The 26,571-nt window shown below is 43.1% G+C and carries 23 protein-coding genes and 2 pseudogenes; 10 read left to right on the forward strand and 15 right to left on the reverse strand.

Going from position 1 to position 26,571, the window contains the following annotated elements; all coding sequences use genetic code 11:
- Positions 1 to 107: 107 nt before the first annotated feature.
- On the forward strand, positions 108 to 293 hold the full coding sequence (locus tag NLP_RS33310) for a hypothetical protein (protein WP_158680446.1): 186 nt from the start codon (positions 108 to 110) through the stop codon (positions 291 to 293).
- Here NLP_RS33310 and NLP_RS35030 read toward each other — a convergent pair.
- The 3 genes from NLP_RS35030 to NLP_RS18145 form a co-directional block, all read right to left on the reverse strand.
- Entirely contained in the window at positions 290 to 463 is a 174-nt protein-coding gene (locus NLP_RS35030; protein ID WP_234016978.1) for a hypothetical protein, read from the reverse strand. The genes NLP_RS33310 and NLP_RS35030 overlap by 4 nt on opposite strands.
- Before the next feature lie 301 nt (positions 464 to 764).
- Entirely contained in the window at positions 765 to 2,534 is a 1,770-nt protein-coding gene (locus NLP_RS18140; RefSeq protein WP_199784641.1) for a WD40 repeat domain-containing protein, read from the reverse strand.
- A 406-nt stretch (positions 2,535 to 2,940) separates the two neighbouring features.
- Entirely contained in the window at positions 2,941 to 3,336 is a 396-nt protein-coding gene (locus NLP_RS18145) for a hypothetical protein (RefSeq protein WP_104909920.1), read from the reverse strand.
- Between the two features lie 455 nt (positions 3,337 to 3,791).
- Here NLP_RS18145 and NLP_RS18150 point away from each other — a divergent pair, with 455 nt between their 5' ends.
- Together NLP_RS18150 and NLP_RS18155 are read left to right on the forward strand one after the other, a co-directional pair.
- The gene (locus NLP_RS18150; protein ID WP_104907608.1) at positions 3,792 to 4,763 is read left to right on the forward strand and encodes an alpha/beta hydrolase family protein; all 972 of its coding nucleotides are present in this window, start codon (positions 3,792 to 3,794) and stop codon (positions 4,761 to 4,763) included.
- A gap of 11 nt (positions 4,764 to 4,774) precedes the next feature.
- The gene (locus NLP_RS18155) at positions 4,775 to 5,452 is read left to right on the forward strand and encodes an SDR family oxidoreductase (protein WP_104907609.1); all 678 of its coding nucleotides are present in this window, start codon (positions 4,775 to 4,777) and stop codon (positions 5,450 to 5,452) included.
- A gap of 35 nt (positions 5,453 to 5,487) precedes the next feature.
- Here NLP_RS18155 and NLP_RS18160 read toward each other — a convergent pair whose 3' ends face one another.
- The 11 genes and pseudogenes from NLP_RS18160 to NLP_RS18215 all read right to left on the reverse strand — a co-directional run bounded on the left by NLP_RS18160 (position 5,488) and on the right by NLP_RS18215 (position 16,956).
- Positions 5,488 to 7,602: a xanthine dehydrogenase family protein molybdopterin-binding subunit gene (locus tag NLP_RS18160; RefSeq protein WP_104907610.1), complete on the reverse strand. Its 2,115-nt coding sequence runs from the start codon at positions 7,600 to 7,602 to the stop codon at positions 5,488 to 5,490.
- Positions 7,599 to 8,594 (reverse strand): FAD binding domain-containing protein, encoded by a 996-nt coding sequence (locus NLP_RS18165; RefSeq protein ID WP_104907611.1) that lies wholly within the window; start codon positions 8,592 to 8,594, stop codon positions 7,599 to 7,601. The genes NLP_RS18160 and NLP_RS18165 overlap by 4 nt, the downstream gene beginning before the upstream one ends.
- A complete protein-coding gene (locus tag NLP_RS18170) occupies positions 8,591 to 9,301 on the reverse strand; it encodes a 2Fe-2S iron-sulfur cluster-binding protein (protein WP_104907612.1) in 711 nt (236 codons plus the stop codon). The genes NLP_RS18165 and NLP_RS18170 overlap by 4 nt, the downstream gene beginning before the upstream one ends.
- A gap of 643 nt (positions 9,302 to 9,944) precedes the next feature.
- Complete coding sequence (locus NLP_RS18175; protein ID WP_104907613.1) at positions 9,945 to 10,223, reverse strand: hypothetical protein; 279 nt, start codon at positions 10,221 to 10,223, stop codon at positions 9,945 to 9,947.
- Between the two features lie 55 nt (positions 10,224 to 10,278).
- Positions 10,279 to 11,331 carry an aromatic ring-hydroxylating oxygenase subunit alpha gene (locus NLP_RS18180; RefSeq protein ID WP_104907614.1) on the reverse strand — a complete coding sequence of 351 codons (1,053 nt, stop codon included), beginning with the start codon at positions 11,329 to 11,331 and terminating at the stop codon, positions 10,279 to 10,281.
- Positions 11,332 to 11,510: 179 nt separating this feature from the next.
- A complete protein-coding gene (locus NLP_RS18185; RefSeq protein ID WP_104907615.1) occupies positions 11,511 to 11,948 on the reverse strand; it encodes a secondary thiamine-phosphate synthase enzyme YjbQ in 438 nt (145 codons plus the stop codon).
- Positions 11,949 to 11,997: 49 nt separating this feature from the next.
- Entirely contained in the window at positions 11,998 to 13,164 is a 1,167-nt protein-coding gene (locus NLP_RS18190) for a pyridoxal phosphate-dependent aminotransferase (protein ID WP_104907616.1), read from the reverse strand.
- A gap of 225 nt (positions 13,165 to 13,389) precedes the next feature.
- Positions 13,390 to 13,608, reverse strand: coding sequence for a hypothetical protein (locus tag NLP_RS18195; protein ID WP_104907617.1), 219 nt, complete (start codon positions 13,606 to 13,608; stop codon positions 13,390 to 13,392).
- 157 nt (positions 13,609 to 13,765) lie between these two features.
- Positions 13,766 to 14,839, reverse strand: a pseudogene (nrdJ, locus tag NLP_RS18200) (ribonucleoside-triphosphate reductase, adenosylcobalamin-dependent); the annotation flags it as partial.
- A gap of 288 nt (positions 14,840 to 15,127) precedes the next feature.
- Positions 15,128 to 16,354 (reverse strand): annotated as a pseudogene (nrdJ, locus tag NLP_RS18205) (ribonucleoside-triphosphate reductase, adenosylcobalamin-dependent); the annotation flags it as partial.
- A 329-nt stretch (positions 16,355 to 16,683) separates the two neighbouring features.
- Complete coding sequence (locus NLP_RS18215) at positions 16,684 to 16,956, reverse strand: hypothetical protein (RefSeq protein WP_158680448.1); 273 nt, start codon at positions 16,954 to 16,956, stop codon at positions 16,684 to 16,686.
- Between the two features lie 376 nt (positions 16,957 to 17,332).
- Between NLP_RS18215 and tilS the strand changes: the two genes are divergently transcribed.
- The 3 genes from tilS to NLP_RS18230 are packed head-to-tail and all read left to right on the forward strand — an operon-like array spanning position 17,333 to position 19,043.
- Positions 17,333 to 18,328: a tRNA lysidine(34) synthetase TilS gene (gene tilS, locus NLP_RS18220; RefSeq protein WP_104907620.1), complete on the forward strand. Its 996-nt coding sequence runs from the start codon at positions 17,333 to 17,335 to the stop codon at positions 18,326 to 18,328.
- A gap of 30 nt (positions 18,329 to 18,358) precedes the next feature.
- Positions 18,359 to 18,658, forward strand: a complete 300-nt coding sequence (locus tag NLP_RS18225; RefSeq protein WP_104907621.1) for a type II toxin-antitoxin system HigB family toxin — start codon at positions 18,359 to 18,361, stop codon at positions 18,656 to 18,658.
- The gene (locus tag NLP_RS18230) at positions 18,642 to 19,043 is read left to right on the forward strand and encodes a helix-turn-helix domain-containing protein (protein ID WP_104907622.1); all 402 of its coding nucleotides are present in this window, start codon (positions 18,642 to 18,644) and stop codon (positions 19,041 to 19,043) included. Before NLP_RS18225 ends, NLP_RS18230 begins: the two co-directional genes overlap by 17 nt.
- A 56-nt stretch (positions 19,044 to 19,099) precedes the next feature.
- Here NLP_RS18230 and hmpF read toward each other — a convergent pair whose 3' ends face one another.
- Complete coding sequence (hmpF, locus tag NLP_RS18235) at positions 19,100 to 20,860, reverse strand: pilus motility taxis protein HmpF (protein WP_104907623.1); 1,761 nt, start codon at positions 20,858 to 20,860, stop codon at positions 19,100 to 19,102.
- Between the two features lie 383 nt (positions 20,861 to 21,243).
- On the opposite strand from hmpF, the gene NLP_RS18240 reads away from it, so the two are divergent.
- From NLP_RS18240 to NLP_RS18255, 4 genes are all read left to right on the forward strand, one after another.
- Entirely contained in the window at positions 21,244 to 22,422 is a 1,179-nt protein-coding gene (locus NLP_RS18240; protein ID WP_104907624.1) for a response regulator, read from the forward strand.
- 263 nt (positions 22,423 to 22,685) lie between these two features.
- A complete protein-coding gene (locus NLP_RS18245; protein ID WP_069073698.1) occupies positions 22,686 to 23,051 on the forward strand; it encodes a response regulator transcription factor in 366 nt (121 codons plus the stop codon).
- Positions 23,052 to 23,064: 13 nt separating this feature from the next.
- Positions 23,065 to 23,595, forward strand: a complete 531-nt coding sequence (locus tag NLP_RS18250) for a chemotaxis protein CheW (protein ID WP_104907625.1) — start codon at positions 23,065 to 23,067, stop codon at positions 23,593 to 23,595.
- Positions 23,596 to 23,609: 14 nt separating this feature from the next.
- Positions 23,610 to 26,558: a methyl-accepting chemotaxis protein gene (locus NLP_RS18255; protein WP_104909921.1), complete on the forward strand. Its 2,949-nt coding sequence runs from the start codon at positions 23,610 to 23,612 to the stop codon at positions 26,556 to 26,558.
- Positions 26,559 to 26,571 lie beyond the last annotated feature (13 nt).

Genomic DNA, 26,571 nt, shown 5'->3' on the forward strand with positions numbered 1-26,571 from the left:
TTTAGTCTTTATGCACTGAGATCAGAAAATTTGTTCAAAATCTTTAAAATGCTTATAGAGCATGGAGTTGGGCTTATGCTATTGGCTTCCCTCGCAAACTCAAGCTGTTGATTCAGCTTTGCATTTGGAATGCGATCGCACTTTTACTTGATACAATATTAATCCAATTGCGATCGCTTTGCAGACAAAGCCCAGATGGATTGACAAACCTAGATGCAGACAGCAATTCTCAATCCCAAATCTGGCGTTGCGCTTCCAGCGCACCTTTACCTTTGGTGCGGCCTATAATCTAAAATGGTATTACTTTGGCAAAAACCACGCTTTGACGCACATTACGCTTGCGTAGGCGTAGCCCGTCGTAGACATCGCTTTTACGAATACCTCCTGCCATCTGATACTTATGGCTATTGTTACCATATTTATAAGCCATACCACGCAAAATTTTCCCAGAATAGTCTGCCAAATATTGTTCATTTTCGATGATCTGGGTTAGTAAGACATCAATAGTAGAGAGGGTGGTATTATATGCTTCTGAAGATTTTCGGAGGTTTTTGATTTTTAAGTATAATCTTTGACTGTTAAGCTCTATCCGACATCAAGAGTTGGACTAATGGATTTAATGCTTGTTAAACGTACTTCAGCTTTGCCAAGAGTACGTGAATGGCGTTTTTTATTTGCCATAATTAATACTTATTTTCTAAGCAGTTAAAGACTCGTTAACGGAGTTCAAAATGGATGAATAGACGCGATTAATCGCCTCTCTACTAACTGCGTTGCCAAATTTTAATAGTCTTATCCAAACTCCCGCTAACCAACATCTCGCCGGAAGGTGTGAAAGCTAATGCTGTGACTATATTCCCATGACCTGTAAACGTAGCCAGCAATTCTCCGGTTTGTAGATGCCACAATTTAATGGTTTTATCAGCACTACCGCTAGCAATAATTTGCCCATTAGGACTTAATGCGATCGCATATACTCTATCTCTATGTCCTTTAAGAGTATGAAGTAATTCCCCAGTCTCCAATTGCCAAATTTTAATCGTTTGATCCCAGCTACCACTGACGAGTATTTTACCATCTGTACTAATCGCCAAGGAACGAACGATGTGAGAATGACCCATGAGGGTATGCAGTGGTTGTGCGTCCTTTAAACTTTTTATCCCCGTCTTGGGTAAGGTACGCCAAACTTTAATTTTGCGATAGCTACCTGTAACCAAAGTTTCCCCGTCCCGACTCAAAACCAGGGAATGAGCTGCGGTATCATCTAAAGAGAGGGCGATCGCAACCTGACGTTGCATCAAATCCCAAAATAGAATTTTTCTGTCATCTCCGCCTGTAGCTAACATTCTGCCATCTGGGGTAAACGCAGCACACCGCACTACCCCATTATGTTTGTGCAAAATATCTATCAAGTCTAGTGCGCCTACGTGCCAAAGCTTAATTGTAGAATCGGCACCGCAACTCACTAAAGTCTGTCCATCTGAACTAAAAGCCAGGGAATTCACTTCATCCACCAGCCCAGATATCACCCAAGGATACTCTGATAATGTCTCTATTAATTCACCCTTGCTTAAATCCCAGAGTTTTGTTTCTCCCCGACTACCACTGGCTAATATGGGTAAGGCTTTGCCATTCTTACACCCAGAACTGAAAGCTAGGCAATTAATGCCCCTGTTGTGCCCTTGCAAAGTCTGCCAGCATTCCCAATCACCGACTATACCTTTAAGGCAATGCTCTGATGGTAGAGTCTGTATTGTATCTGCGATCGCCTGCTCATTAATGACTGGTGAGGTGTCTTTTTTGCCAAGAAGTGATTCTAAATACCAACTCAACCCCCCACCATACAACAAGTTACTCGGACTTATATACAGTTTTGGTTCAGTAAGTTCAATTTGATTAGCAGGTAAAAAGCCAGTAATTATACTTTGTCTTTCGTTTCCTAACTGACCTGTAGATGGATAAAACAAACATAGAAAAATTAATACTTGGTGATTTTTTAAATCTTCTTGAGTAACTGACCACTTAATTTTGTCTTTCTTAATACCATTAAAACTTTCTCCATCAGCAACATAAACTTGAACACTTAGCTGAGGATTATCTTTTAGTACATAAGAAAATTTGCTTTCGCCACACAAATTTCCTTCATCATCTAAAATCATGTTTTGCAAAGTATCACAAGACACTTTTTTTACCAATTTCCCCAAACGTTCAGCTATCACCAAGTCAACGATTTTTTCCCGCAAAAGATAATCTTGGGCTTGTTGCTGGAAGTATTTGGGGAAAGGTATCGTCCAGTCGGGAGGCTCAGGATATTCAGGCGGTATCGGCGGCGGATTTTTGGCCAGAACTTCTGCTTGTTGGCGAGAAAGTTCTTGGAGTTTTGCCAAAGGCTCGCCCCAAAAAGCCATAATTTCAGTGTGACAACCTTTGACTTGACTTTCCAGTAAAGATAAGTCATAAGTTTTAGGTTTCTTCACACGTTGAAGGAAGTCAGTTTGTTGAGCTTTAAGTAAGCTAATCCAATCCATCTGCATTCCTGCGGCAAACTATTGCATACCTACGGTAAGCTATACCAATGCAATTACTCAAGTTTATAACCTTAGTTAATTAAAAATTCAGTAATGTTACTAGTCTAATAAAACACAGCCATTGGCAGATGTTTCCGGGAAAGATAAAGATGGATAGCACTTAGACATTTCATGAACTGATGCAGTTGCAGTATATAGAATTAAATGATGTCAGTCAATTCTAACGGAGATGGATAAGAAGATACTGTTTCTAAAGAAACACTTCTAGCTGCAAAGGAAAGTTTAATCTAAGAGGCATTTTCAAGGTTGCGGCAACGTTAAGTCAACAAATACCTCTACTAGACTGACTTAGTAACGGTGTTTTTCGGTGAGATTATCTTAAATTAGCGTAAATGGTAAAGTTCGGCTAATTTTAACCTTTGCGTTTTGGTTGTCTGGAGATAGTACTTAGATCAGAGGAGTCGCCAAAAGTATCTCTTACCTCAATCTGTTTAATTTTCATTTGCAAGTTCAAGTCATCACTGCTAACAATTGTTTCTAAATTCGCTAATCTTCGCTCTAACAGTTCTATTTGCTGCTGTTGCAAATAGTTAGTTTTTGATTTTTGTTCATCAGAACGCCAAACAGCGACTGTACCAACAGCTGCACCACCAATAGCAACTAAAGGAAGAATAGCACCGCTTCTCGTAACTGCTGAGAGTGGGACGCAAACTCCGAGAATGGCGACTGTAATTAGCCAGATTCTGGTGGTGGCAGATAATCTGACATCTTGGTATTGTTCTAGATTTGTTTGAGATTTCTTAGCCATAAGTAAATCTATTGAAAAGTTATTTGCTAGATTGGCACAATTGTTTACTAAAAGACTTCCTACAATTGGGTTAAGTATAATTATTGTACTAATATTTTTAATTACCAATAGATAAACAGAATTCAACATTAGGACTTACGCGAAAAACCTCTCAAACTCTCATTCCTCAGTGTCGCGCCAGTTGCTTCAAGTCGGGGAACCCGCCCAACGCACTGGCTTCTCTGTGTCTCTGTGGTTCGTTCTTCCATGACCCGTGCGTAAGTCCTGAACATAAAATCCCAATCAGCGAAATGATTTTCCTAACTTCTATACAGACGCGATTAATCGCGTTTTTACTGCTGCCTTCTGCTTTGCATTTAGTTACTTCGTTATTTTAGATCATTAGATTTTGCTTGCAAGGAACAGTTGTAGACTGAGAGGAAGATTTCCTTAAAGTCATAGTCAAGAAGGTACAGATGACAGTTCGGGCTTTTTTTGAAGCTGCCAAAGTTGAAGGTTTCCAGTCACCTTACGATACCATTCACCTGAAAATTCTCTATCCAGCACAGATACCCGATCAGTTAGAAAAAAGTACCGGAACTGAGCCAGCTAATCCAGAAAACGCACCTTTTCCAGTAGTGATTTTATTCAACGGCTTGAACTGTGATGCTCAACAATACCAATGGCTAGCGGTTAAACTCGCTGAACGTGGATTGGTAGTGGTTCTGTTTAATTGGATTACCAAAAATCTACCAGGCGTAATTAGCCTCACACCTGGGATTGATTTTGAAAAGATGAAACCCACAATTTATCGTACTGCTCCCACAGCTTCGGCTTTGCCAGCACTTTTAGCTAAACTCGAACAGTTACAAAATCAGGGAATTTTAGCAGGAATGCTGGATTTACAACGGATCATTCTCGGTGGACACTCTGCGGGTGGTAGGGTATCTATGGAAAATGCTGACCCTCGGTTTTTCCCTGAAGTTGCTGCATCTTTTGCTTATGGCGCAAGTAGCACAGGATTTCCAATCATCGGGTATGAACCAGGAACCATTTTACCTTTACCAGATTCCCTACCACTTCTACTGATGGGAGGAACCCGTGATGGATTCATGGTTAAGAGTAGCGAAGTAAGTCCTGAGGATGCTACCACCCCAGTCATCCGTACATTCCAAGAAGCAATTACTGGGGGACGAAATGACACCTATCTGGTAATTTTAGAAGGAGCAAATCACTTTTCGATAGTTGATGAGCCAGACTCCACTATAGTTAGATCCTCTCTCGACTTAGAAGCTACTCAATCCCAAGAAAACTTGCGTTTGCTGATAAGTGAAATTATTGGTCTGTTTATTGACACTTATGTTCGCCACCAACCAGAAGCATCTCAGTTGCTTGAGCAATTATTAAATACTGCCAATCCTCTGATAAAATCCTTTGAGCGTAAGTAGTTAGGCTGATTATGACAAGTGCATCTTATATTTTTCTGGCTGGAGCAAGTCGCGGTGTTGGTCGAGAAATTGCCCAATATCTGACAACGCAACAGCTAAAGGTTAAAGCCCTCCTGAGAACAGCAGCAGTTGCTAGTGAACTAGAAAGAATCGGTATTGAGGTAGTTCAGGGAGATGCCTTGAATGTTGGCGATGTAGAACGCGCAATCCTGACAGATGAACCTATTCACACTGTTATCAGTACAATTGGCGGTTTACCATCAGATGTAGAAAGGCCCGATTACCCTGGTAATAGAAATCTGATCGATGCAGCAGTTAAAGCTGGAGTGCAAAAGTTTATTCTTGTGTCTTCCATTGGTACTGGCAATAGTGTTGTTGCTGCCTCACCCCAAGTTTTACAGGTTCTGGGAAAAGTTTTAGCTGAGAAAGACAAAGCTGAACAACACTTAATTGCCAGTGGACTCACCTATACAATCATCCGTCCTGGTGGACTCAAGTCAGAATCAGCAACGGGTAATGGCGTTTTAACCGAAGATCCACAGATTATTGGTAGCATCAATCGTGCAGATGTCGCGCAGTTAGTTGTTCGCTGTTTAAATAGCCAACACGCCAATAATAAAATTTTGTCAGCCGTAGACCGAAACATGCTATTTGGGCAAAGAGAATTTGCAGAATTTAGTTTGGGTTAGTGCCCCTAGAGCTTCTTTTCAATGCCCAATGCCTTTTAGAGCAACTTGTCAGGTGTAATGGGTAAATCACGGATGCGCTTACCAGTGGCATGGTAAACTGCATTGGCGATCGCAGCTGAAACACCTGTGATCGCAATTTCGCCTACACCTCGTACACCTGCTGGGTTGAAGTTGAAGTCAGGTTCGCCGACGAAGGCCACCTGAATGCGAGGAATATCTGCATGGGCTGGGAAGTGATAGGTAGCAAGGTCATAAACCACGGGGTAGCCGATGTTTGGATCAACTTGGCACTCCTCCATTAAAGCTTGCCCAATACCCATGATCACACCACCACGGACTTGACTGGCAACTGTTTTAGAGTTGATAATTCGCCCGATATTCATCACTGACACCCAGCGCGTCACCCGCAAACGCCCGATTTCTTCATCCACACTGACTTCGCAAAAATGTGCGCCCCAAGACTGGAACGCCCATTTCTTGGTTTCATCGCCAGGAGCAGAGGATGCTGTGGCCTCAATTGCTGCTTGGCCGGACTGACTCAGAGTTGCAAACGCCTCCTGTGCGGTCTTAGCATTAGCAGTTTTCAGAACTTGCTCACAAGCTGACATCACCGCCGGAACCAGAGATGCTGTCATCATGGAACCACCTGCCATGCCTCCATCTGGTAGCAAGGAGTCGCCTAACTCTACATGTATCTGTTCGACGGGTAGCCCCAATGCGTCTGCTGCTGTGGCTGCAACAACGGTATATGCGCCAGTGCCCATGTCATTCCCGGCAGTGAGAACATGGGCAGTACCATCTGGTAGCAGCCGTACCTTGACTGATGCTGCACCTCGCCTGCCAGGGTAGGTTGCTGCCGCCATCCCCCAACCAACGAGTTTACCATCGGATGTCAAAGAACGGGGCTGTTTTGGTCTGTCTTTCCAGCCAAATTGCTCCGCACCTAAGAGCAAACAGTCAGCAAAATGTTTGGCTGAGAATGGCAGACCTTCGCGCTGGTGTTCTTTAGTTTGGTTTTTTAGGCGCAGTTCTACCGGGTCAATCTTTAGCATCCAGGCTAATTCGTCCATCGCTGACTCCATCGCCCACATCCCAGGATTCTCTCCTGGCCCGCGCATGAATGTTGGTGTACCGATGTTCAGCACCGCTAGTTCCTGCTTCAGTTGCAAATTCGGCGCTGTGTACATAACTGGCGTGACCGAGGTACAGGGTTCTGTAAAGACCTCCACTGGTGAGGTACAGGATTTAACCTCATGGGCGATCGCAGTTAAACTACCATCAGCAGTTGCTCCCAAGCGCATAGTTTGCTCGGTTTGGGAGCGGTGTCCGGCGTTCGCTGTCATTTGCCGTCGGCTGAGGACGACTCTGAGAGGACGCTGAAGTTCACGGGCAGCCGCAGCACAGAGAATACCGTGGGGCCAGGGAAAGGCTTTAGAGCCGAAAGCTCCACCCAAAAAAGGTGTGACGACATGAACCTGTTCAGTTGGCAGTCCAAAGAGTTCTGCATAGGTGCGCCCAGTTGCCAACACCCACTGAGACGGTTCGTAAACAGTGAGAGAATTTGCATCTTCCCAGTGGGCAATGATCGCATGGGGTTCCATCGCCGCGTGCAGTTCGATGGCTGTCTTGTAGGTGGCTGTAAGTTTCGTTGTTGCACTCGCCACCCCTGCCGCAAAATTCCCCTTTTCAAACTTTAGCTCTTGACCCATCTGCGGTGGTGCCTCCTTGAAGGTGGCTTTTGCAGCTTCCACGACTGGCTTTTGGCTTGTGTATTCCACCTTGACCAAATGCGCCGCATCACGCGCCCGCTCGAAGGTATCTGCTACTACCAAACCGATAATTTGCCCTGCATAGTGAATTTTGTCATCCGACAACGGCAGACGAGCCTCGTAGATTTTCGAGGTGATAAAGTCGTTGGCTGGCATAAACACTTTCGGCGAGTTTTTATGCGTGAAAACATCTATCACACCTATTGCCTTTTCTGCCACACTGGTGTCGATATTTTTAATTTGCCCATTGGCAATGCTGGCGGTGACAAGATAACCGTGAACCAGACCTGGAATTTGATGTTCTGCGGCGTAGGTTGCCGTGCCCGTTACCTTTGCCCGTCCATCCTTACGGTTGATGGCAGTCCCAATTACTTTGTTCATACTACGCCTCCTCCTTTAGCTGACACCGTGAGTGCGCGACGAATTGCCCGCTTTGCCAAGTCAACTTTGAAACTGTTATGAGTTAATGGTTTAGCTTCAAGAAGTGCAATTTCTGCCGCCTGTTGAAACGTTGCAGTATTGGCACTCTTGCCGATCAAAAACTTTTCTGCTTCCTTTGAGCGCCAAGGTTTATGGGCTACGCCACCCATTGCCAAGCGCACATTCTGAATCTGCTCACCCGCTAAGTCAACCGCAGCTGCCACAGAGACTAACGCAAAGGCATAGGAAGTGCGATCGCGTAACTTTAGGTAAACCCCTGATTTGGCAAACGGCACTGGGGGCAGAACCACAGAGGTAATCAACTCACCTGGCTCTAAGTTTGTATCTCGCTGGGGTGTGTTCCCTGGTAGACGGTGAAAGTCTGTCAATGGTATCTGCCGCTTACCCTTGGGGCCTTCCACAACAACAACAGCATCCAGAGCCGCAAGAGGGACACACATATCCGAGGGTTGAACTGCCACGCATTGGTCACTGGCCCCAAGGATGGCGTGCATCCGGTTGATGCCCGTTGCTGCCGGACAGCCGCTTCCCGGTTGCCGTTTGTTGCAAGGGAAGGCGGTATCGTAGTAGTAGGGACAGCGAGTGCGTTGCAGTAGGTTGCCCCCTACGGTTGCCATATTGCGGATTTGCTGAGACGCACCAGAAAGAATCGCCCGGGACAGTATTGGATAATCACGGCGAACATCAGGATGGTCTGCCACTGCTGTGTTAGTTACTAGCGCTCCAAGGCTCAGACCACCCTCACTTGTCCGTTCAATGCGCTTCATCTCTAATCGAGAGATGTCGATAAGTTGCGATGGCTCATCTAGGAAAACCTTGAGACGGTCAACCAAGTTCGTACCGCCTGCAATCAATATCGCATTTTGGTCATTCGTTGCCCGTTCAACCGCATCTTTCACAGAGGTGGCACGGGCGTAAGTGAAGTTGTTCATCTGAGCATCTCCTGGGGTTCATTGACCATCACTGCGGCAGGAGAGGGCGGTTTTTGTCCCGTTACCTGCTGGACTGCTGCCACAATGCCGTTGTAAGCGCTACATCGACAGAGATTACCACTCAGTCGCTCCTTGATTTCAGCTTCAGAGAGTTCAGCCAACTGTGGGGGACTAGCCAAATCTGGTGTGACAACGCTGGCACAGCCCCGTTTGACTTCATCAAGTAAGGCAACAGAAGCACAAATCTGTCCTGGGGTACAGTAGCCGCACTGGAAGCCATCGTTATCAATGAATGCTGCTTGTACTGGATGGAGAGTATCGCCGTTGGCCAGTCCTTCAATGGTGACGATCGCCTTGTCTTCCTGCATCACTGCCAGAGTCAGGCAGGAATAAACTCGCTCACCATCGATTAGAACAGTACAAGCCCCACACTGCCCATGATCGCATCCCTTTTTGCTGCCCACTAGCCCCAAGCGATCGCGCAGGGCATCTAAGAGTGTGACACGCGGCTCAAGGTCGAGGGTTTGCTGCTCACCGTTAACAGTAAGTTTCACGTTGATCTCACCTGGGTTACTTTGGCTAGCTTCCTTTGCTATAGTTGCCTGATTGAGTAATGAGGGAGCGGCTATAGCTGTTCCGGCAGCAGTCAGTGCCTGTCCCAAAAAACCGGGTTGGGATGTTATTTCTGCCCTTTTTTTGTGTTCCATAATTCGTACTTCTAGATTGAATAATGCGGTAATTCTGAGAACTTAGGGATATGCATAGCTATTTAATATTGTGTACATAATTAAGGTCAAGTGCAGGTAATAGTCTGGGGAAATAAGAAAAAAATCAGACCAAGTGCGCTTCCCCAAATAGCCGGATCATCTTCTCATACCAATTCTGTATGAAGAATGCGCTAAACCACATTTAAGTGCAAGAAAGAAAAACGAACCGCATTCGCGCAGCGTCTCGTAGAGAAGGACGCAAAGGACACAAAGAAAGAAAGAAAGAAAGAAAGAAAGAAAGAAGTTAAAAGGGTTTGGCGCAGCCTCACAAAGAAATGGTATCAGCCGTGGATTTAGCATGATATTGCTGTTTGAGGCTAAATTCTCAGTTTTGGTTTTTAGGCGATGTCTACGACGGGCTACGCCTACGCATTAGAACTTCAGTCTAAAAGCTTGATTAAAACAATACCTTTGTTTTTTGCGTCAACCACTTCTGCTGGACTACCTCTTTAGGAAAATATATTCCCAATACGCAGTACCGAGTAGTGGAGCGTTATTCATTGGTATTGTTGACGTGCCAAGAGAAGTAAATCTGGCGTTGCAGAACAGTGGGATGAATTTGGGCAAGTAGGAGAAATCAGCCTTAGTACAGCATTTCATTAATTCGTAGCGAATTAAATTTGGCAATGGCAATGCGTCCCTCTGTAATGGCAATGCATTCCTCTGCAATAGCAATGCGTCCCTCTGCAATAGCAATGTATCCCTCTGCAATGGCAATGCGTCCCTCTGCAATAGCAATGCGTCCCTCTACAATGGCAATGCGTCCCTCTGCAATAGCAATGCGTCCCTCTACAATGGCAATGCGTCCCTCTGCAATAGCAATGCATCCCTCTGCATTTAAAAACGATACGATTTTATGCAAAACCGTACTTAGTTGCTGCTAAATCATCCCAAATGCAACGCCGTAAATCTCAATTTTAAGCACGCCAGCGGAGTATCTGACCCTTGACAGGATTCACAAATTCTCGTCCTTCAGCGACAGACCGAGCATACTCCCGCTTCAACTGGTAATACCACTGCGCCTGCATATCTGAATCCTTAATCAGTCGCAGCACAGGATTATATTGCAAACCAATTTGCTGCTTTTCCACAACCGTGCGGTCTTGACCAATGAAAGTCCGCGCCAGGAGATGTAGCAGTGGCTTGAAAAATCCCACCCAAGGAAGTGTCCAGTAAAGAGCAAAAGTTACCTCAGTTTCTGTGTCTGAAATGGGTGTAACTGCCGTTAAATTAACGACTCGATGGTTGCCAATTGTGGTTTCTTCTATTCTCACGCCAGGTAAACGAAAAGAAATCTCCGTTTCCGGCACACCACCGCCAATCAGCCAGTATAATCGACCGCCATTCGCTGGTAATCGGTGTCGTCGCATCGTGAAGCCGTAGGGTGAAGCATCGAATTGCTTAACTTCCTCGTGCAGTTGTTCACTTCGCCACCACCAAGCGCGATGAACGTAGGGTGAATGGGCAGGGTCCATCAGACCCACTACTGCATGATCTATAAAACAAGGGAATTTTACCACCTCTATAAACTGGTGCGATCGATCATCAAACCCTGGAATCACTGGAATCTCCATCTCAGAAGCCGATTTAGATTTATCGGGATCAGCCATATATATCCAGATATTCCCTTGGGCTTCCCTGACTTCGTAGGATTGTACGTCAAAGCGACTCAAATCAATTTGCTGCTCCTCAACAAGAGATGGAATTGCAGTGCAGCGTCCAGCCGGGTTAAAGCGCCAACCGTGATAGCAGCATTCCACTTCCTGCCCATCGAATCTACCACAACTCAAAGGCACGGCACGATGAGGACAAATATCTGTCATAGCCGAGACTTTACCATTCTGGTCTCGAACTAACAGCACCGGTTCACCCAAGAAAATGCGGCTGACCATCATACCTGGCTTGATTTGATTACTAGGCAGAGCATAGTACCAAGTATTCCGTAATACAAAGTTATCGTTATTTTTCATCACTAATTGCCTCTACCTTTGACACAACGAAAGTCCTGGTTTGTGGAAAGGAAGGTTATGCTTAGAAACATTCTTTCAGGTTTTTAATTGCTGTAAGTAAACTCAACTGATGCACTTGTTGATTGTTTTCGTAATTTTATTTTGGGTTGCTCTGGAAGGATTGCAGGCGTGAAGTTGGATTATTCACCAGAAATTTGCACAAATACCGTTCTTTTGCGCGGCCCATCCAACTCAAAAAACAATACAGACTGCCAGGTTCCCAAAGCTAATTTACCATCCACAATGGGAATTATCTCACTAGTGGTCAGCATCATAGCCATTAAGTGAGAGTGAGCATTAATCGGCTCATCTTCCGGGACATCTCTTAAATGCAAGTCATTATGCAAGTAACTATCTGATTCTGGTGCTAATTTTTGCAAGAATACTTTTATATCTTCTAACAATCTGACTTCATTTTCGTTAATAGCTAAGGCTGTTGTTGTGTGTCGAGAAAATACTAAAACTTGTCCATTTTTAATTGATGTTGAAGCCAGAAAATCTTGAATTTGTGGTGTTATATTATAAATATTAATTTTTGGCTCAGTTTCAATTTCAATTAACTTATTAATAATTGACATCGGTTCAATTTTATATTTGGGATTGCAGAGGAAGCAGGATGAATGACTTCTAATTTCTAACTATAGTTTCCAGACCTTGCACTAATCTTTCTATACCTTCTTTTGCTGTCTCTTTTTGCAGCGCACCATAGGCAACACGCAGGTAGCATCCGTCATCCATCCCAAAGGTTGTACCTGGAATAACTCCTACTTTATGTTCTTGGATTAGTCTTTTAACTAACTCAAAAGCATCCATCTGGGTATTAACTTTAAGGAAAAAATAGAAAGCGCCATTAGCCGATGTAATGCTACATAAACCTTCTAGGCGGTTAAGGGAGTCGAGTACTACTTGCCGTACTTGAGCGATTGCACCTATATTACTCTGCAAATACTCCACTTTTGCTTGCAATGCCCCTAAAGCTGCATATTGGGAAATTACTGGCGGACAAATCAAAATTGTATCTTGGACTTTTTTGATGCTGACAAATAAGTGTTTGGGAATCACCATGTAGCCAATGCGCCAGCTAGCAAACCCGTATGCTTTGGAAAAGCTAAATAGAGAAATAGTGTACTTGCTACTTCCAAATGCACCAGGAGAAACATGTTTTACGCCGTTATAGGTAAAGTATTCATAGGCTTCATCGCTGATGTGGTAAATGCCGCGACCGCTACAAATTTGATTTACTTGGCGCAATGCGGCTTCTGAATAGACAACTCCAGTGGGATTATTTGGCGAAATTGTAACTACAGCCCGTGTTTTAGGAGTAATTGCTTGAGCGATCGCTTCTTTTCGCAGTTGGTAATTTTCATCCGTCGCCACTAATACTACACGACAACCAGCCATTGCGATCGCCATTTCGTGGTTGAAATAATAGGGCGTATTCAGAATAATTTCATCGCCTGGGTTAGTGATCGCAAGAATGGCATTCATAAATCCCATATTGCTCCCTGCTGTCACGACGATGCAGTTTTCCTCGTTGATTTCAATGCCGTTGAAGGCTTGCAATTTTCCAGCAAGTGCTACCAGCAACAGGGGAATTCCCTCAACTGGTTTGTATAAATTGTTAGCGGATTCGGATAAAAATTTGGGTAAAAATTCGATGGCTTCTGGTGGTGGGTCGTAATAAACAACACCTTGTCCTAGAGAGATTGTTCCAGGAGAATTTTTAATCAGTTCCCCAACCACAGGAATAATTGGCGACTGTACACCCTGCATACGAGAGGTTAAGGATTCCATATTTTCTTGCTTATGTACCTGGCTTTAGTATCCCTTAATAGGAGAACAACCAACTAGTACAGCACGGTGGAAATAAACCACCCATTCCAAATTAATGATATGTTTACTCGTTAGCATCTCAATCCTCAAAGTAAAAATCAAAGTAAAAATAATTATTGTACAAACTAGGGAGTCAGTGCTGAATCCCTAGTTTGTAGTAAATTTAACTATGTCAGGTTGGAGTTTTTAGTCAATCGAAATTTGCTGAGGGCCAGAGGCTTTGCCGTTATGTGCGTCCGTTATGTTGGTCGTGTAACTATTTGAGCGGATCTGTTTATCTAGCCAGCCTTTAACGGGATCATCTGCAAGATTGAGCCGAAGCACACCAGAGAAGAACCCACCCACAAATGAGACTGGATGCTGGGTAAATTCTCTGAATATAGGTGACAATTCATTAATGAACATTAAGAGACTCCTGGCAGTGCCGTAAAAAATTATTACTTCTTAATTGATCGTAACGTGTTGAGCGATGTAGGGCATGGGGCATTGGGCATTAGGCATTGATTATTAAGTAATCTCCCTCATCCCCATTCCCCACTCCATACTTCCAAGTCATTTCACCTTATGAGCTTGGTTGCTGATCGGGAAACATACACTTATCAGAATCACAACCACTAGGGCCAGCCTCTGTCATTTCGCCTAAATCGTAGCGACTTAGTACTGCACAGAAATCATCTGTTTTGCGCCGCGCTTTCACTTCTTGAGTTAAGCGATCGTAAGTTGATTTATTGATTGGTTCAAATGGCAAACGTGGGAATAATTGCAAATCGTCAAAACGTGCTAAAAGAGCCGCTGAAATATATCCTTGATCGTTTTGGATGGTTTCGTAAATGCGTTCTCCCAAAGTCTCGATTTCATCAGAGCGAAGTTCCAAAGTAGCTGATGTGTTGTGAGTAACGTACCAACGTTGAACCTGGAGGACAAAATCAAATTGGGCTAAGACTGAAAACTTAGAAACATCAATTTCATCAGCACCTGGTAAATCAGCCCAAGTTACAGAAACAGGGATTTCCACTAGCCATTCACTCACCCGTGGATCGAAGGGATCGTTAAGTAAATTGCCGTGTTCATCTTTGTCTGATTGAGAGGGAATGACGCTGTAACCATAGTCAATACAAGCTAAAGCTACTGGGTCATTTTTGCCGAAGGTGATTCGACGAATGAATCTTTGGGCTTTCGGGGGATGCCATCCCGAACTAGCATTAGTTAATAAAGCCTTAGTGCCACTAGGTTGGACTGTGGTGCAACGATTTGGACGTTTGAGATTGTGGCGATCGCAATAATCCCAAACCACCCGATGTACAATATCTCTCCAAGAACTGAGGTATTTCTCTTCCTCACGCTTGAAAGCTAATCCTTGTGGAGTTGCAGGTCTTCCTTCTTCCCACCAGCGTAGCCAATCAACACCAAAAGCATGGACAAAGAAATCAAATAAACCTGTAAAAGAAACTCCCACAATCGGGTCTAATTCACGGCTGTATTGATAGCGTGGTTCTAGGAATTTGTGATTTAAAAGTGCTGCTACAGATAGCGCCCCAGCAGTGAAAGCCTCCTTTTGTTCTTTGTAGTTATGTGGGTCGATTTGATTGAGATGAACCTCAGACAAATTGCAGTGGAAGTTACTACCGATGATTTCCAGATTTGTTACCCTAGAGGCTTTTTATCCCCTAGTTCTACTGCTTGATTATTCGCAGTAGTTCCGCGTACATTTTGCAGATGTGACTTCAGATGATAAAAGTGTTTTTCACATCCGCCCCCGCACTCTTGGAGAGATTATATTCTAGACACCAATTTTCGATGTAATCTAGTTTCACTCTCTACGCTGTACGGTGTCAAAGGCTTTTTACTTCCTTTGATTACCACGGGATTAGCATCTCAGCTTTCCCCGTTTTTGCGAGGTTTTTAACGTGAGGCAAAATCAATTACCACACGGATTTAAACCATAACGAGCTAAACGATGTTCTAACTCATTAGCATCCAGATTTGGATAACGTTCTTTTAACCACTGTTTTGCTGTTCCTTGTTCATAAGCTTGCAAAAAACTTACTTTCAAAGCTTGTGTTGGCAGCAAATCAATGTTCGATCGCGCTACGGCTTCACCAGCCCATTGAATCGCTCCCTCGCCACTATAATATTGTTTGCGGACAGCACCAATACATTCTTCTAAAGTTGGCTTGCGGTGAAAAACTCTGGTATGATTTGCCATCCTAAGTGCATCACGCTCTGGATCGATTCGCCAGTTGCCATTTTCATCTTGCTGCCATAAGTTATCTTTGGCATCGGCGAACAAACTATCAACGCTTGAACCTTGCCTCATGCCAGCTGATCGCCTAATATTACCGGCAACAATTGTGACAGCAGCTTGATCGATTAATAGACAGCATTCAACTGAATTTAATTGTCGTCCTACAGCTTTATTCAAAATAGATGCACAACGCTGATAAAGTCCGGGCAATTTTACAGGATTAGCAACTCCTCCAAAGCCGTTGAGAGTTTCTCCTGATTTGCGGACATCACTGATATCAACTAATACTTCAACTTTTGCTGAAAATTGTTCATCAGTAGAGAGTTCTAATAGGGCTTGATATGATTCAACCCAACCTTCACGGCTATCTCCAACGTGAATAATGACGTTATTGCCTTCTATATGAGTTTCAGTATATTCACGCCGCTGTTGGACAGGAGTGCTGCCAATTTCACCTTGGACAGTGACATTCAGTTGATTACGAATGAGGGGCAACTGGTTAATAAATTGTGGTTCTAAGACGGCTCCAGTACCACAGCCCATCATTGCCAGATCCATCATTAACCCGAAGGCACTCCAGTCTTCGAGATTGGTAGAGGTGCAATTATATGCCCCGGAAAAGTTCTTTGGCTTGGTTATCCAGTCTGTACCACCAACCCAGAGCCAGCGCCCACTAGGCATAGCTTTCAAGTTGCGCTGCATCTTATCCAAGATGACAGCTTCTTCTTGAGTTAGCTTTCCCAACTCGACTAAGCCGAGTAGAGTGCGATCGCATACCTCATCCCATGTTTCCCTTAGTCCCGCCTTTGTCCGGCGGCTATAGGTTCTAAAAAATACGGGATTAGCAGCCGGTGCAGTTTCTGGAAACCTTGCACTCTGGCGTGTTCTTTCGAGATTCTGAAGCATATATAAAGTGTCTTGCGTTGTTGTTGCGTGCGGATAGATTATGACTATACGCCAAGCCCGCATTTCTCACAAGCGCAATATGCCCAAACATTTATGGAGCTTGCTTTTGAGCGTTTTAGATACTGCACCAATTACAACAGTCGTGAACGGGGTAATAAATCTAGCTATAAGAGATTGATTATAAATAATGAATGGGAACCTCTAAATCCTGATGATAATTTGTGCATTTTCATCAAGAAGCATTTGAAAATTTACCCCCTAGAAGTGAGGAGCGATCACCCAGGTAAGGGCAGGCATCATAAACCTGCCCTAGCAGTAGCAGAGGTAGGTTATTTCATTTGTTGATCAAATGGTGTACAACTTCCTTTTATGAGTTGCAACTCAAAAGAGCTAAGTTGAACGTGCAGGCTTCCACAGTTGGCTCCTGCCAACACTCCCGAAGCCGAGAGTATTCCCAAAGCAGTCACCCAACCAATAACGTTAACAGTAATGGGTTTTGGAAGTTTCTTCCAGAAGGGTTCCTCTGGGGCTTTTCTTTGTGTCTCCATTGGTTTAACCTTTAAATGGGGTTGGATAATAGATGGAATTTGAGGTTTCATCATTTACAGTCCTTTCTATGTTTTTGAACTTAGGAGTCAGTCTGGGAGCCTGAGAAACACCAGACTGACTCTGCTTATTTATGTAGCCTGACTTTCCTCCAGTTACAGTTGGTAAGAAGTTAGCTTGATCAATTAACAGACAGTCGAGATTCTGAACCATATATCAAGTGTCTTGCGTTGTTGTTGCCTGTGGACAGATTATGACTATACGCCAAGTAGTTTTAGTATTAAAGATTGTCAAATTGTCCACTTTACGCTAGCTTTACCCTGCACTAATTACAACAGAAATTTATGATGTATAATGTCTCTCACCCTTGGGTGGGAGATATATACTCGGTTCTAATTAGCACATATTCAGTTATGAGTAAATTATTTCTATATGGTATGGACTCCCATACATGCAAAAATCCATCGCACAATTAGATCGCGCCACTTATTTGAGCGAAACCAGCAACTATTAATTGCTGTCTCCGGCGGACAAGATTCTCTATGTTTAATAAAATTACTTTTAGATTTACAATCCAAATGGGGATGGTATTTAGGTATTGCTCACTGCGATCATCGCTGGCGTTCTGACTCCGAAGCTAATGCTAACCACGTCGAAAACTTAGCTAAAACTTGGGGTATATCTTTTTATTTAGAAACAGCGAACAAGCCTATAAATAGTGAAGCTACTGCACGCGAGTGGCGCTATCAAGCTTTAAGTGCGATCGCTCAGGCAAATAATTATCAATATATAGTTACAGGACACACCGCCAGCGATCGCGCCGAAACTCTCCTCTATAATTTAATTCGCGGTACTGGTGCTGATGGTTTACAAGCCCTAACTTGGCAACGCCCCTTAACTACAGGCATTATATTAGTGCGTCCACTTTTAGAAATTACTCGCATACAAACAGAGCAATTTTGTCAAGAATTTAAATTACCAATTTGGGAAGATTCCACCAATCAAGATTTGCAATATGCCCGTAACCGCATTCGCCAAGAATTAATACCATATTTGCGAGATAATTTCAATCCCCAAGTAGAATCAGCCTTAGCCCAAACAGCAGAACTTTTACAAGCAGAAGTGGAATATTTAGAAAAAGCTGCCCAGGAGTTGCGGGATGAGGCATGGGACATGGGGCATGAAGAAGATTCTCTTACTCCTTTTCTTCCCCTGAGGTTAAATCGTCGGGTATTGCAGAAAGCACCATTGGCGTTGCAACGTCGGGTGATGCGTCAGGTATTGCAGCAAATACTGACTGATGCCCCTAGTTTTGAACACATCGAAAAATTAACGGCTTTAATTATAGCGCCCAACCGATCGCAAACCGATCCATTCCCTGGTGGTGCGATCGCTCAAGTAGAAAGTGATTGGATCTGTTTTAAATAGTTATTTAAAGGCTTTTTGTGATCAGGAACGATGCACATTATTAGTTTCAGAATATTAAGAGAATATGCAGAAATCTATTCAGATTGCCAAGAAGCATTAAGCAATTGGTATAAAGTTACCACTAAAGCGAAATGGTCAAATTTAGTTGAAGTACAGCAGGTTTTTCCTAAAGCTGAAGCTGTTGGTAATTTTACAGTTTTCAATATTAAAGGAAATAAATATCGCTTGATTGTTAGTATAGATTATGAAGGACAGTTAATTTATATTAAATATATCCTCAACTATGCAGAATATGATAGGGAGAACTGGAAAAATGACCCTTATTTTTAATCCAGATAAATATAAAGAATTATTAACAGCTTATCTTCCCAAACTTATAAAGAGTGAAGCCGAAAATGAGCAAGCTTTGGGGATAGTGGAAGATTTAATGCACCGGGAACGCAGCCCAGAAGAAGACGAACTTTATCAGTTATTAATTACTTTAATTGAAAAGTTTGAACAAGAATATTATCAACCAAGCCAGCAAAATAATCCTACATCTATGTTGTTATTTCTTTTAGAAGAATCTGAGAGAAGTAGAGATGATTTATTATCAGTTTTAGGAACAGAAAATTTGGTTAATAATATTTTAAATGGACAAGAGAAGATAAATACAGAACAAGCTCGTAAGCTGGGAGAGTTTTTTCATGTAGACTCTAGTTTATTTATAGAGTAATAACTAAGCTCATAGTTCGTAATTGGACTTTAGCTAGGCTAAAGCCCAATTACTTGTTAAGATGCTAGTAATTCTGGCTGAGGCATTAAACTTTGGAGAGTATGACGCAACTGAGCGATCGCTTGGACTTGATAATCACCAGTTTCCTGGAATTGATCCAAAGATTCTCTAATTGCTTGCAGCTTTTGCCTTAATCCATCTAGAGAATCCTGAATTGGTTGTAGTGCTTCTTGATAAAGATTCACTCGACCATAGTATTCAGCAGTTGTTCTTCGTAAGGATAGCAAATTTTCCTCGATCGCTTTCAGTTCTTGGCGCTTTTCATCTAGATCGTGAGTTTGATTGTCAATCATTCCCTGATTTAGCTCAACACCAGAACGAATCTGCTCAATTTCACGTTCCAGTTTTTGGATTTCCTGTGAATATTGTTGTCGCTGGGTTTCAATTTGTAACAGAATCGGTTCTAAATTAATTTTGTTGCTACTTTCTTCTTCAGTAACAGTATGCCCTTGCCGCCGTAGCAGTACAGCTTGATGTTGCTTGAGAAACTTCTGATGCTGTAGCATATTGCGGCGTTGTCCCACCAAACTGGAATTTAGCATCTGATAAAGGTCTTTTTCATCAGTTAATTCTAGTTCCAAATTGATGTGATCGTGGTCAGATGCTCGATTTAATTTAGTTTGAAGTTCTTCTATAGCTTCTTGTTTATATTTCAGTTCTTGTTCTTGATCATGAACAAAGCTAGCGTCAATTTCTAACTTATGCTGCAAGTTTTGCACTATCTTTTGTAGTTCTTCTAAAGGCATTTTATTCAAAGCCTCCACATCAGCTTGCTTACCGAGAACTACATCACCAGATGTTGCAGCTAAAGAGTGCATCTGTTGATATAACTCTTCGGCGTTTCGTAACTGCTCTTTGACGAGCCGAGCATACTCTTGCTTGCTGCTAAGGTCTGCTGTATTTATCTGCAATTGGGCTGTTTGCTGAACTAGAGAATTTTGTGCTTGTTGCAATGCATTTTGGCGATCGCTAAGGGTTTGTGATAAGCGCTCAACTTCTTCTTGCTGTTGTGCGATCGCACTTTTATGCTCCTCCAATTTTTGCCAGTGCGGGGTAAGAGTAGCTTGCTGCTTTTCGACCAATTCAAAGGCCAGATGCAGGTGTCCTCTAACTGTTTCCGTAGAAGTAACACGACTAGACAAGCGATCGAGTAACTCACTCATTACTCGACTTTGCTCCTCATCCAAAACCGTCCCTTGTTGAAAACCCGCTTGGCGTTCTTCCAGGCGACGCTGCTCACCTCGTAAATGCTCCCAAGCGCCTTCCAACTCTTGGCGGTTGCGCTCAATTTCTCCTTGTAATCGTTCAATTTCCTGGCGGGAGGTGTCAACTTCCTGTTTTTGCTCCTCTAGGTGTTGTACGTCATCCTCCAATTGCTGCAACTGTTCTGCTCGTACCTCCATGTCCATTTCACGGCGATTCAACTCTTGCGCCTGAAATGTTAGTGACTGTTTCCACTGATCGATCTCATCTTCCTTGAGCTTAAATTTCTCCAATTGGCGGGAAAAATTCTGCAAAATGTTAACGAGTGGACGCCCTGCTTCTTGAATCCGCTGCACTTGACGATTCGGATTCAGTTCAACCAATACCAAAGCACCATCATTTAATTTGCTTGCGTCCTCAGCGGCAATCACTTCTTCCGACACAGTACTCCAATTCTGGTCAGTTCGCTGACAAGCTAGCAGTTTCAGTTCGGTTTTGCCACCGCCACTGAGTAAACCACCTTTCTGTTTTTGTACTTCTGCTAAATACAGCACACCGTTAGTCCTTTATTGATGCACTTAAAGTTCGTGTTTTGAGATATACCTTAAATAATTCTGTTAACTTGTCTTACTGAACCAGGGTTTAGGAGAACAAGACAGACAAAACTATAGACGCAAGATGTTACGTCTTGATACTTATAGAAGCGATCTGGTCGCGCCTTTATATTTTGTACTGATGACAGTGATGATGACTTCCGTGTTAACACTAGCTTTGTCAAAGTGTATTACGAAAGATGAAGGTTTATAGTTTAATGTATTCCCTAATGAAAATCAGAACAGAGTAAAAATCTTTTCAATACTCCATAATCAGTACTTAAAGAAGAAGTCATAATTCACGATTCAGAATTCAGCAATACTAAGGAGTACTTTTTAGCTAAATGCAGGGAAATTTAAATGAAATTGATATTTGCAGTATTCTGCAATTGATTGAATTGGGACAGCGAACTGGGCAACTATGGGTAGAAGCTTATAGCTCTCACCAGAACAACAAACTGGGTGGAGATGGAGCGAGCATTTATTGCCCTAAACAACAGTCTTGGTTCGTTTTTTTCCTTAATGGTCAAATTATCTATTGCCAAGAAGGTGAGAGTAGTTTATCCAGAATTAGCGATTATTTACGTCATTATGGAGTTGAGATGCGACTCACCGACAAACAAATTGTCTCTCTACCACCAACCGATGCGCCAGAGTATGCCTATCTTTGGGCACTCTTGGAGCGGAATATCATCAACCCAAAAATAGCTGGTAGGATCATTTACGGTTTGGTGCATGAAACTCTCTTTGATCTGCTGAGTTTACGCCAAGGTAACTTCATTTTCCATCAGGGTGCGGCACTTGCCCCGCAATTAAACACTTTTGAGATTGCTCCATTTGTGACAAAAATTACCAAGCAGCTGCAAGAGTGGAAGCAACTCTATCCACACATTCAGTCTCCAGAACAATTGCCAATGCTATCTGACAAAGTTCAGCTACAATCTTCTTTACCAGAAGCAACCGTGAATAAGCTCCAACATTGGGCTGATGGTAAAACATCCTTGCGACAACTGGCTCGCAATCTCAACCGAGACATTTTGACAGTCGCTAAGGCAATATATCCTTATGTACAACAAAGTTGGCTACAGCTAGTATATTCAGAGACTAATCAACCAGAGACACACACGGATAGCTGGGAATTGAAGGGAAAACCGATGGGGCGGATAGTATGTATTGACGATGCGATCGCCATCGGTGAGACTATAAATTCCATCTTACAACCAGAAGGTTATGAAGCGATCGCTCTTACCAATCCCTTAGAGGCACTGAGTCTGGTTTTTCAACTCAAACCTGATTTAATTTTATGCGACATTGCCATGTCGGAATTGGAAGGGTACGAGGTTTGCGCCATGCTACGACATTCAACAGCATTTCGGCTCACACCGATTATCATGCTTACTGGGAAAGATGGGTTTATGGATCGAGTCAAAGCTACGATGGTTGGGGCAACAGATTATTTAACAAAACCGTTTACAGACACTGAGTTACTCATGCTCGTAGAGAAATATATCAACAATCAATGAAAATAGGGCATGGCGCATTGGGCATTGGGCATGGGGCATTGATTATTTCTCTCATCTATGGAGCATATTAAAGAGATCGAAGATTTGTTGATCTACTAAAAGATGAGTAAAAAGATGTTATCACAGAGTCAGCTAACTCAGTGAAACGTCAACATCCAGGAAAATAGTGAGAACCTAAAATTAATTTATACAGTTAATACTTGCGGAGGAATCAGGGAATGTTCCAATTAGGAACGTCTAAATCAGGAGGCAAATAGACACTTATGAGCACAGTTCTGATTGTGGAAGACAGTATCGCGCAAAGGGAGATGATTACAGACCTCCTGAAAGCAACTGGCCTAACAGTTACCCACGCTAGTGACGGATTAGAAGCATTAGAGGCAATTCAAATAGCACCTCCAGATTTAGTGGTATTAGATATTGTCATGCCCCGAATGAACGGCTACGAAGTTTGTCGGCGGTTAAAATCCGATCCAAAAACCCAAAATGTCCCAGTGGTTATGTGTTCTTCTAAAGGTGAAGAATTCGATCGCTATTGGGGCATGAAGCAAGGTGCAGACGCTTACATAGCCAAACCGTTTCAACCAACTGAGTTGGTAGGAACAGTCAAACAACTGCTGCGAGGATAAGGATAAAAACAACATGGTCAGCAAACCGGACTTTTTAAGTGGCAGCGGTCAAGACCACTTTCGACCAGAATTACAAGTAGAAAGTCCTGAAGGTGAGTTACATTTGAGGTTTTACATTCCCTCGCATCAGGAGTTTGCACTACAAGCAACTGGCATCCGGGAGGTAATTGAACTAAGTCCTGATAGAATCACCCCGATTCCTAATGCTTCTCCTTTACTTTTGGGTACTCTAAATTTACGAGGTCGAGTTATTTGGGTGGCCGATTTGGGTCAATTTCTTGGGGAAGCAAGTGTGTTAAACACGGATAGAGCTGAAATTTCGGTGATTGCTATTGAAGAGCAAGACACAATAGTCGGTTTAGCAGTAGAGGAAATCGGTGGCATGGACTGGTTGGATGTCCAGAATCTTATGCCACCAACTAGTGTTCCAGATACTATGGCTCCCTTTTTACGTGGAGAGTGGCCATTAGGTACTAAAAGCAACCAGTGTCTACGACTGCTCGATCAAATGGCAATTGTACGGAGTGCTAGGTGGGCAGGATGAAATTGGAGGAGGAAATGGCAGCAAGTATTGATAATTACGAGCCAACATATCAACAGGCGATGACCGCCTATGTTCAAAGAAATTATGAGGTTGCGGCCACTTTAGTTGACCAAGTGGTGCAAAATTTACCAGATGACCCCAATACCCATTTGTTGCGGGGTCACATCTACTATGTTTTACAGCAGTACGATGTAGCAAAAGAAGAATATCAACAAGTATTAGGCTTGACTAACGATCGAGAAATTATTGGTTTTGCCAAGAATGGAATTGACAATATCAATCAATATTTACAGTCATTCGGTGGGCAGATCGATCCATCAAAAAGTCAAGAGGAAATAAATTCTTCAGAGATATCGGATGTACTGGCATATAGCGAACCAGAATTAGAAAATTTGGGTGCTAATCAAGAGTTTGACAGCGATAACCTTGATTTGAACTTTTTTGGAGAGCATCAAGAAAGTGTAAATGGCGTTGAAGATATATCTTCAAAAAGTCCATTTGATATACCCACAGAAGATAGTATTGGAACAGAAAAAATATTATATTCTTCTACACCTTTTGGTGATGATCCTTTTGCCGTCAATGAAGAATCACAGAAACAATCAAATAAAAACTGGGAGGATAACACAGAATTAGAGTTGCCTGCTTTTTGGCAGGAAGGGATCTCAGAAGAGATTCGGGAAGAATCATTAGCAAATAGTCAATTTTTAGATAATGGGATAAATTCTCCTCACGTAAATTCAAATATTGACAATAATAACTCTTCGTCTTCTAATTTACAAACTGGTAATAGCGAGAATAACTCTCCTGATTTATTGTTGAGTGAGCCAAAGTTTCCAGAGGAGAGGATTGGAAATTTAGAATATAAAAAATCTCCTTTTGGAGACGAAACTTTACTGATTGTTTCAGAAGAACTGAGAAATGATTCACCAACAACAAATAGGTTGGAATACGGCAGTAGTCAAGATAATTTATCTGAAACCGGAGCACATAGTTGGTTAGCACCAAAAAACTTGGAAGTAGAATCAGCTTTTCAGTCGAATTTGCCGGAGAATGATTCATCTTTTAATAGCAATTTACCTCGAAAAGAAAAGCAGTCTAAGTCAGGTGAATTCATCAGTCAAAATAAGTTTGATGACGATGAGAATTTTGATATGGAAGCATTTGAGTCTGCCTTTGGCTCAGATGGTTTAAACTCTTATGAAGACTCAAGCAATATACTGAATGGAGAAAATTCTAAGAGCAATATCGAGTTTTTAGATGACTTTGAGGAATTTGACGATTTAGGCAATATTCCAGGGTTTGACCTGATCGAAGGAGATTCTAACTTCGGTGATGCAGCAATCCATTCTGCTCCAGTAGAAACTAGTGATACTGGACGTCTTCAAAGCGCGGAGGCTTTTTTAAGTAATGCACCTCCTAGCGATCGCGAAGAGGAACTGTTCTCAATGACTGGTTCCCATGAAGCCGTTCCAGTCTTTAGCCAAACAGATATCTCGAAACTAGAACCCAATGTCAGCATTGAGCAAGGATGGTTAGCACCATTAGAAAATGCCTCCATCGAACGGAAACAATGGCTAATTGCTGGAAGTGTAGGCATTGTCTCAGCGCTGGTTGTAGCCACAGTTAGCTTTGTCGCCACCACATTTTCGCCACCCCAACAGCGAGAATCAGTACGAAACACAGGTTGGGCAATGTCACTAGCCGCAGGGATTGCAGGTTTTGCGACCGCAGGGTTCATGGGAAATCTGGCGCTTAAACAAATTCGGCGCACAACTGATGACCTGCAAGCTCAGTTTGAGGCTGTACGTCAAGGAAATCTGAACGCTCAAGCCACAGTGTTTTCCGAAGATGAATTGGGGCATTTAGCTACTGGCTTTAATGAAATGGCGCGGGTAATTTTCACAACCACAAGTGAAGCCCAACGCAAAGCCGATGAACAAGAGGAAGCCAAAGAAAATCTGCAACGTCAAGTGATTCGGCTCTTGGATGATGTGGAAGGAGCTGCTAGAGGCGATTTAACAGTCCAAGCGGAAGTGACAGCCGACGTACTGGGAGCCGTAGCTGACGCCTTTAACCTGACAATTCAAAACCTGCGGGATATCGTTCAACAGGTAAAAGTGGCGGCGAAGGATGTGACAAAAGGTGCAACCAACTCCGAAACCTTTGCCAGAGCTTTATCTGGTGATGCTTTGAGGCAAGCAGAAGAGTTAGCGGTGACGCTGAATTCTGTACAGGTGATGACCGACTCGATTCAGCGGGTAGCAGAGGCGGCGCGGGAAGCTGAAACCGTTGCTCGTGATGCTAGTACGATCGCTCTTAAAGGTGGCGAAGCAGTAGAAAATACCGTGGCGGGGATTTTAGAAATTCGAGAAACCGTTGCCGAAACTACCCGGAAAGTAAAGCGGTTGGCGGAATCTTCCCAAGAAATTTCTAAAATTGTGGCGTTGATTTCTCAAATTGCTTCCAGAACAAACTTGTTAGCACTCAATGCTAGTATTGAGGCGGCAAGAGCCGGAGAAGCTGGACGTGGGTTTGCGATCGTTGCAGATGAAGTGCGCCAGTTAGCAGATAAATCTGCTAAATCCCTGAAGGAAATTGAACAAATTGTGATGCAAATCCAAAGCGAAACAGGCTCGGTAATGACCGCGATGGAAGAAGGCACACAACAAGTAATTAAAGGTACAAAATTGGCAGAAGATGCCAAGCGATCGCTCGAGAACATTATTCAAGTGGCGAATCGCATCGATATTCTTGTGCGCTCTATTACCAGCGACACTGTGGAACAAACGGAAACTTCCCGTGCCGTCGCTCATGTAATGCAATCAGTAGAGCTAACCGCCCAAGAAACTTCCCAAGAAGCGCAGCGAGTTTCAGGCGCCTTACAACACTTAGTAGGTGTATCCCGTGACTTGATCGCCTCCGTTGAACGTTTCCGAGTGGAAACTATGGAAACCAGATAAATTGTCATTTGTC

Origin of the sequence: Nostoc sp. 'Lobaria pulmonaria (5183) cyanobiont' (genome assembly GCF_002949795.1) — a bacterium.
Classification (GTDB): domain Bacteria; phylum Cyanobacteriota; class Cyanobacteriia; order Cyanobacteriales; family Nostocaceae; genus Nostoc.

Excerpts from the sequence above, each read along its gene's own strand:
- NLP_RS18170 (WP_104907612.1), bottom strand. The coding sequence starts at position 9,301 with ATGGAACACAAAAAAAGGGCAGAAATAACATCCCAACCCGGTTTTTTG.
- NLP_RS18215 (WP_158680448.1), bottom strand. The coding sequence starts at position 16,956 with ATGATGAAACCTCAAATTCCATCTATTATCCAACCCCATTTAAAGGTT.
- NLP_RS18140 (WP_199784641.1), bottom strand. The coding sequence starts at position 2,534 with ATGCAGATGGATTGGATTAGCTTACTTAAAGCTCAACAAACTGACTTC.
- tilS (WP_104907620.1), top strand. The coding sequence starts at position 17,333 with ATGGTATGGACTCCCATACATGCAAAAATCCATCGCACAATTAGATCG.
- NLP_RS18195 (WP_104907617.1), bottom strand. The coding sequence starts at position 13,608 with ATGTTCATTAATGAATTGTCACCTATATTCAGAGAATTTACCCAGCAT.
- NLP_RS18150 (WP_104907608.1), top strand. The coding sequence starts at position 3,792 with ATGACAGTTCGGGCTTTTTTTGAAGCTGCCAAAGTTGAAGGTTTCCAG.
- NLP_RS18155 (WP_104907609.1), top strand. The coding sequence starts at position 4,775 with ATGACAAGTGCATCTTATATTTTTCTGGCTGGAGCAAGTCGCGGTGTT.
- NLP_RS18165 (WP_104907611.1), bottom strand. The coding sequence starts at position 8,594 with ATGAACAACTTCACTTACGCCCGTGCCACCTCTGTGAAAGATGCGGTT.
- NLP_RS18255 (WP_104909921.1), top strand. The coding sequence starts at position 23,610 with ATGGCAGCAAGTATTGATAATTACGAGCCAACATATCAACAGGCGATG.
- NLP_RS18240 (WP_104907624.1), top strand. The coding sequence starts at position 21,244 with ATGCAGGGAAATTTAAATGAAATTGATATTTGCAGTATTCTGCAATTG.
- NLP_RS18185 (WP_104907615.1), bottom strand. The coding sequence starts at position 11,948 with ATGTCAATTATTAATAAGTTAATTGAAATTGAAACTGAGCCAAAAATT.
- NLP_RS18160 (WP_104907610.1), bottom strand. The coding sequence starts at position 7,602 with ATGAACAAAGTAATTGGGACTGCCATCAACCGTAAGGATGGACGGGCA.
- NLP_RS18180 (WP_104907614.1), bottom strand. The coding sequence starts at position 11,331 with ATGAAAAATAACGATAACTTTGTATTACGGAATACTTGGTACTATGCT.
- NLP_RS18145 (WP_104909920.1), bottom strand. The coding sequence starts at position 3,336 with ATGGCTAAGAAATCTCAAACAAATCTAGAACAATACCAAGATGTCAGA.
- NLP_RS18250 (WP_104907625.1), top strand. The coding sequence starts at position 23,065 with ATGGTCAGCAAACCGGACTTTTTAAGTGGCAGCGGTCAAGACCACTTT.
- NLP_RS18245 (WP_069073698.1), top strand. The coding sequence starts at position 22,686 with ATGAGCACAGTTCTGATTGTGGAAGACAGTATCGCGCAAAGGGAGATG.
- NLP_RS18190 (WP_104907616.1), bottom strand. The coding sequence starts at position 13,164 with ATGGAATCCTTAACCTCTCGTATGCAGGGTGTACAGTCGCCAATTATT.
- NLP_RS18225 (WP_104907621.1), top strand. The coding sequence starts at position 18,359 with ATGCACATTATTAGTTTCAGAATATTAAGAGAATATGCAGAAATCTAT.
- NLP_RS18230 (WP_104907622.1), top strand. The coding sequence starts at position 18,642 with ATGACCCTTATTTTTAATCCAGATAAATATAAAGAATTATTAACAGCT.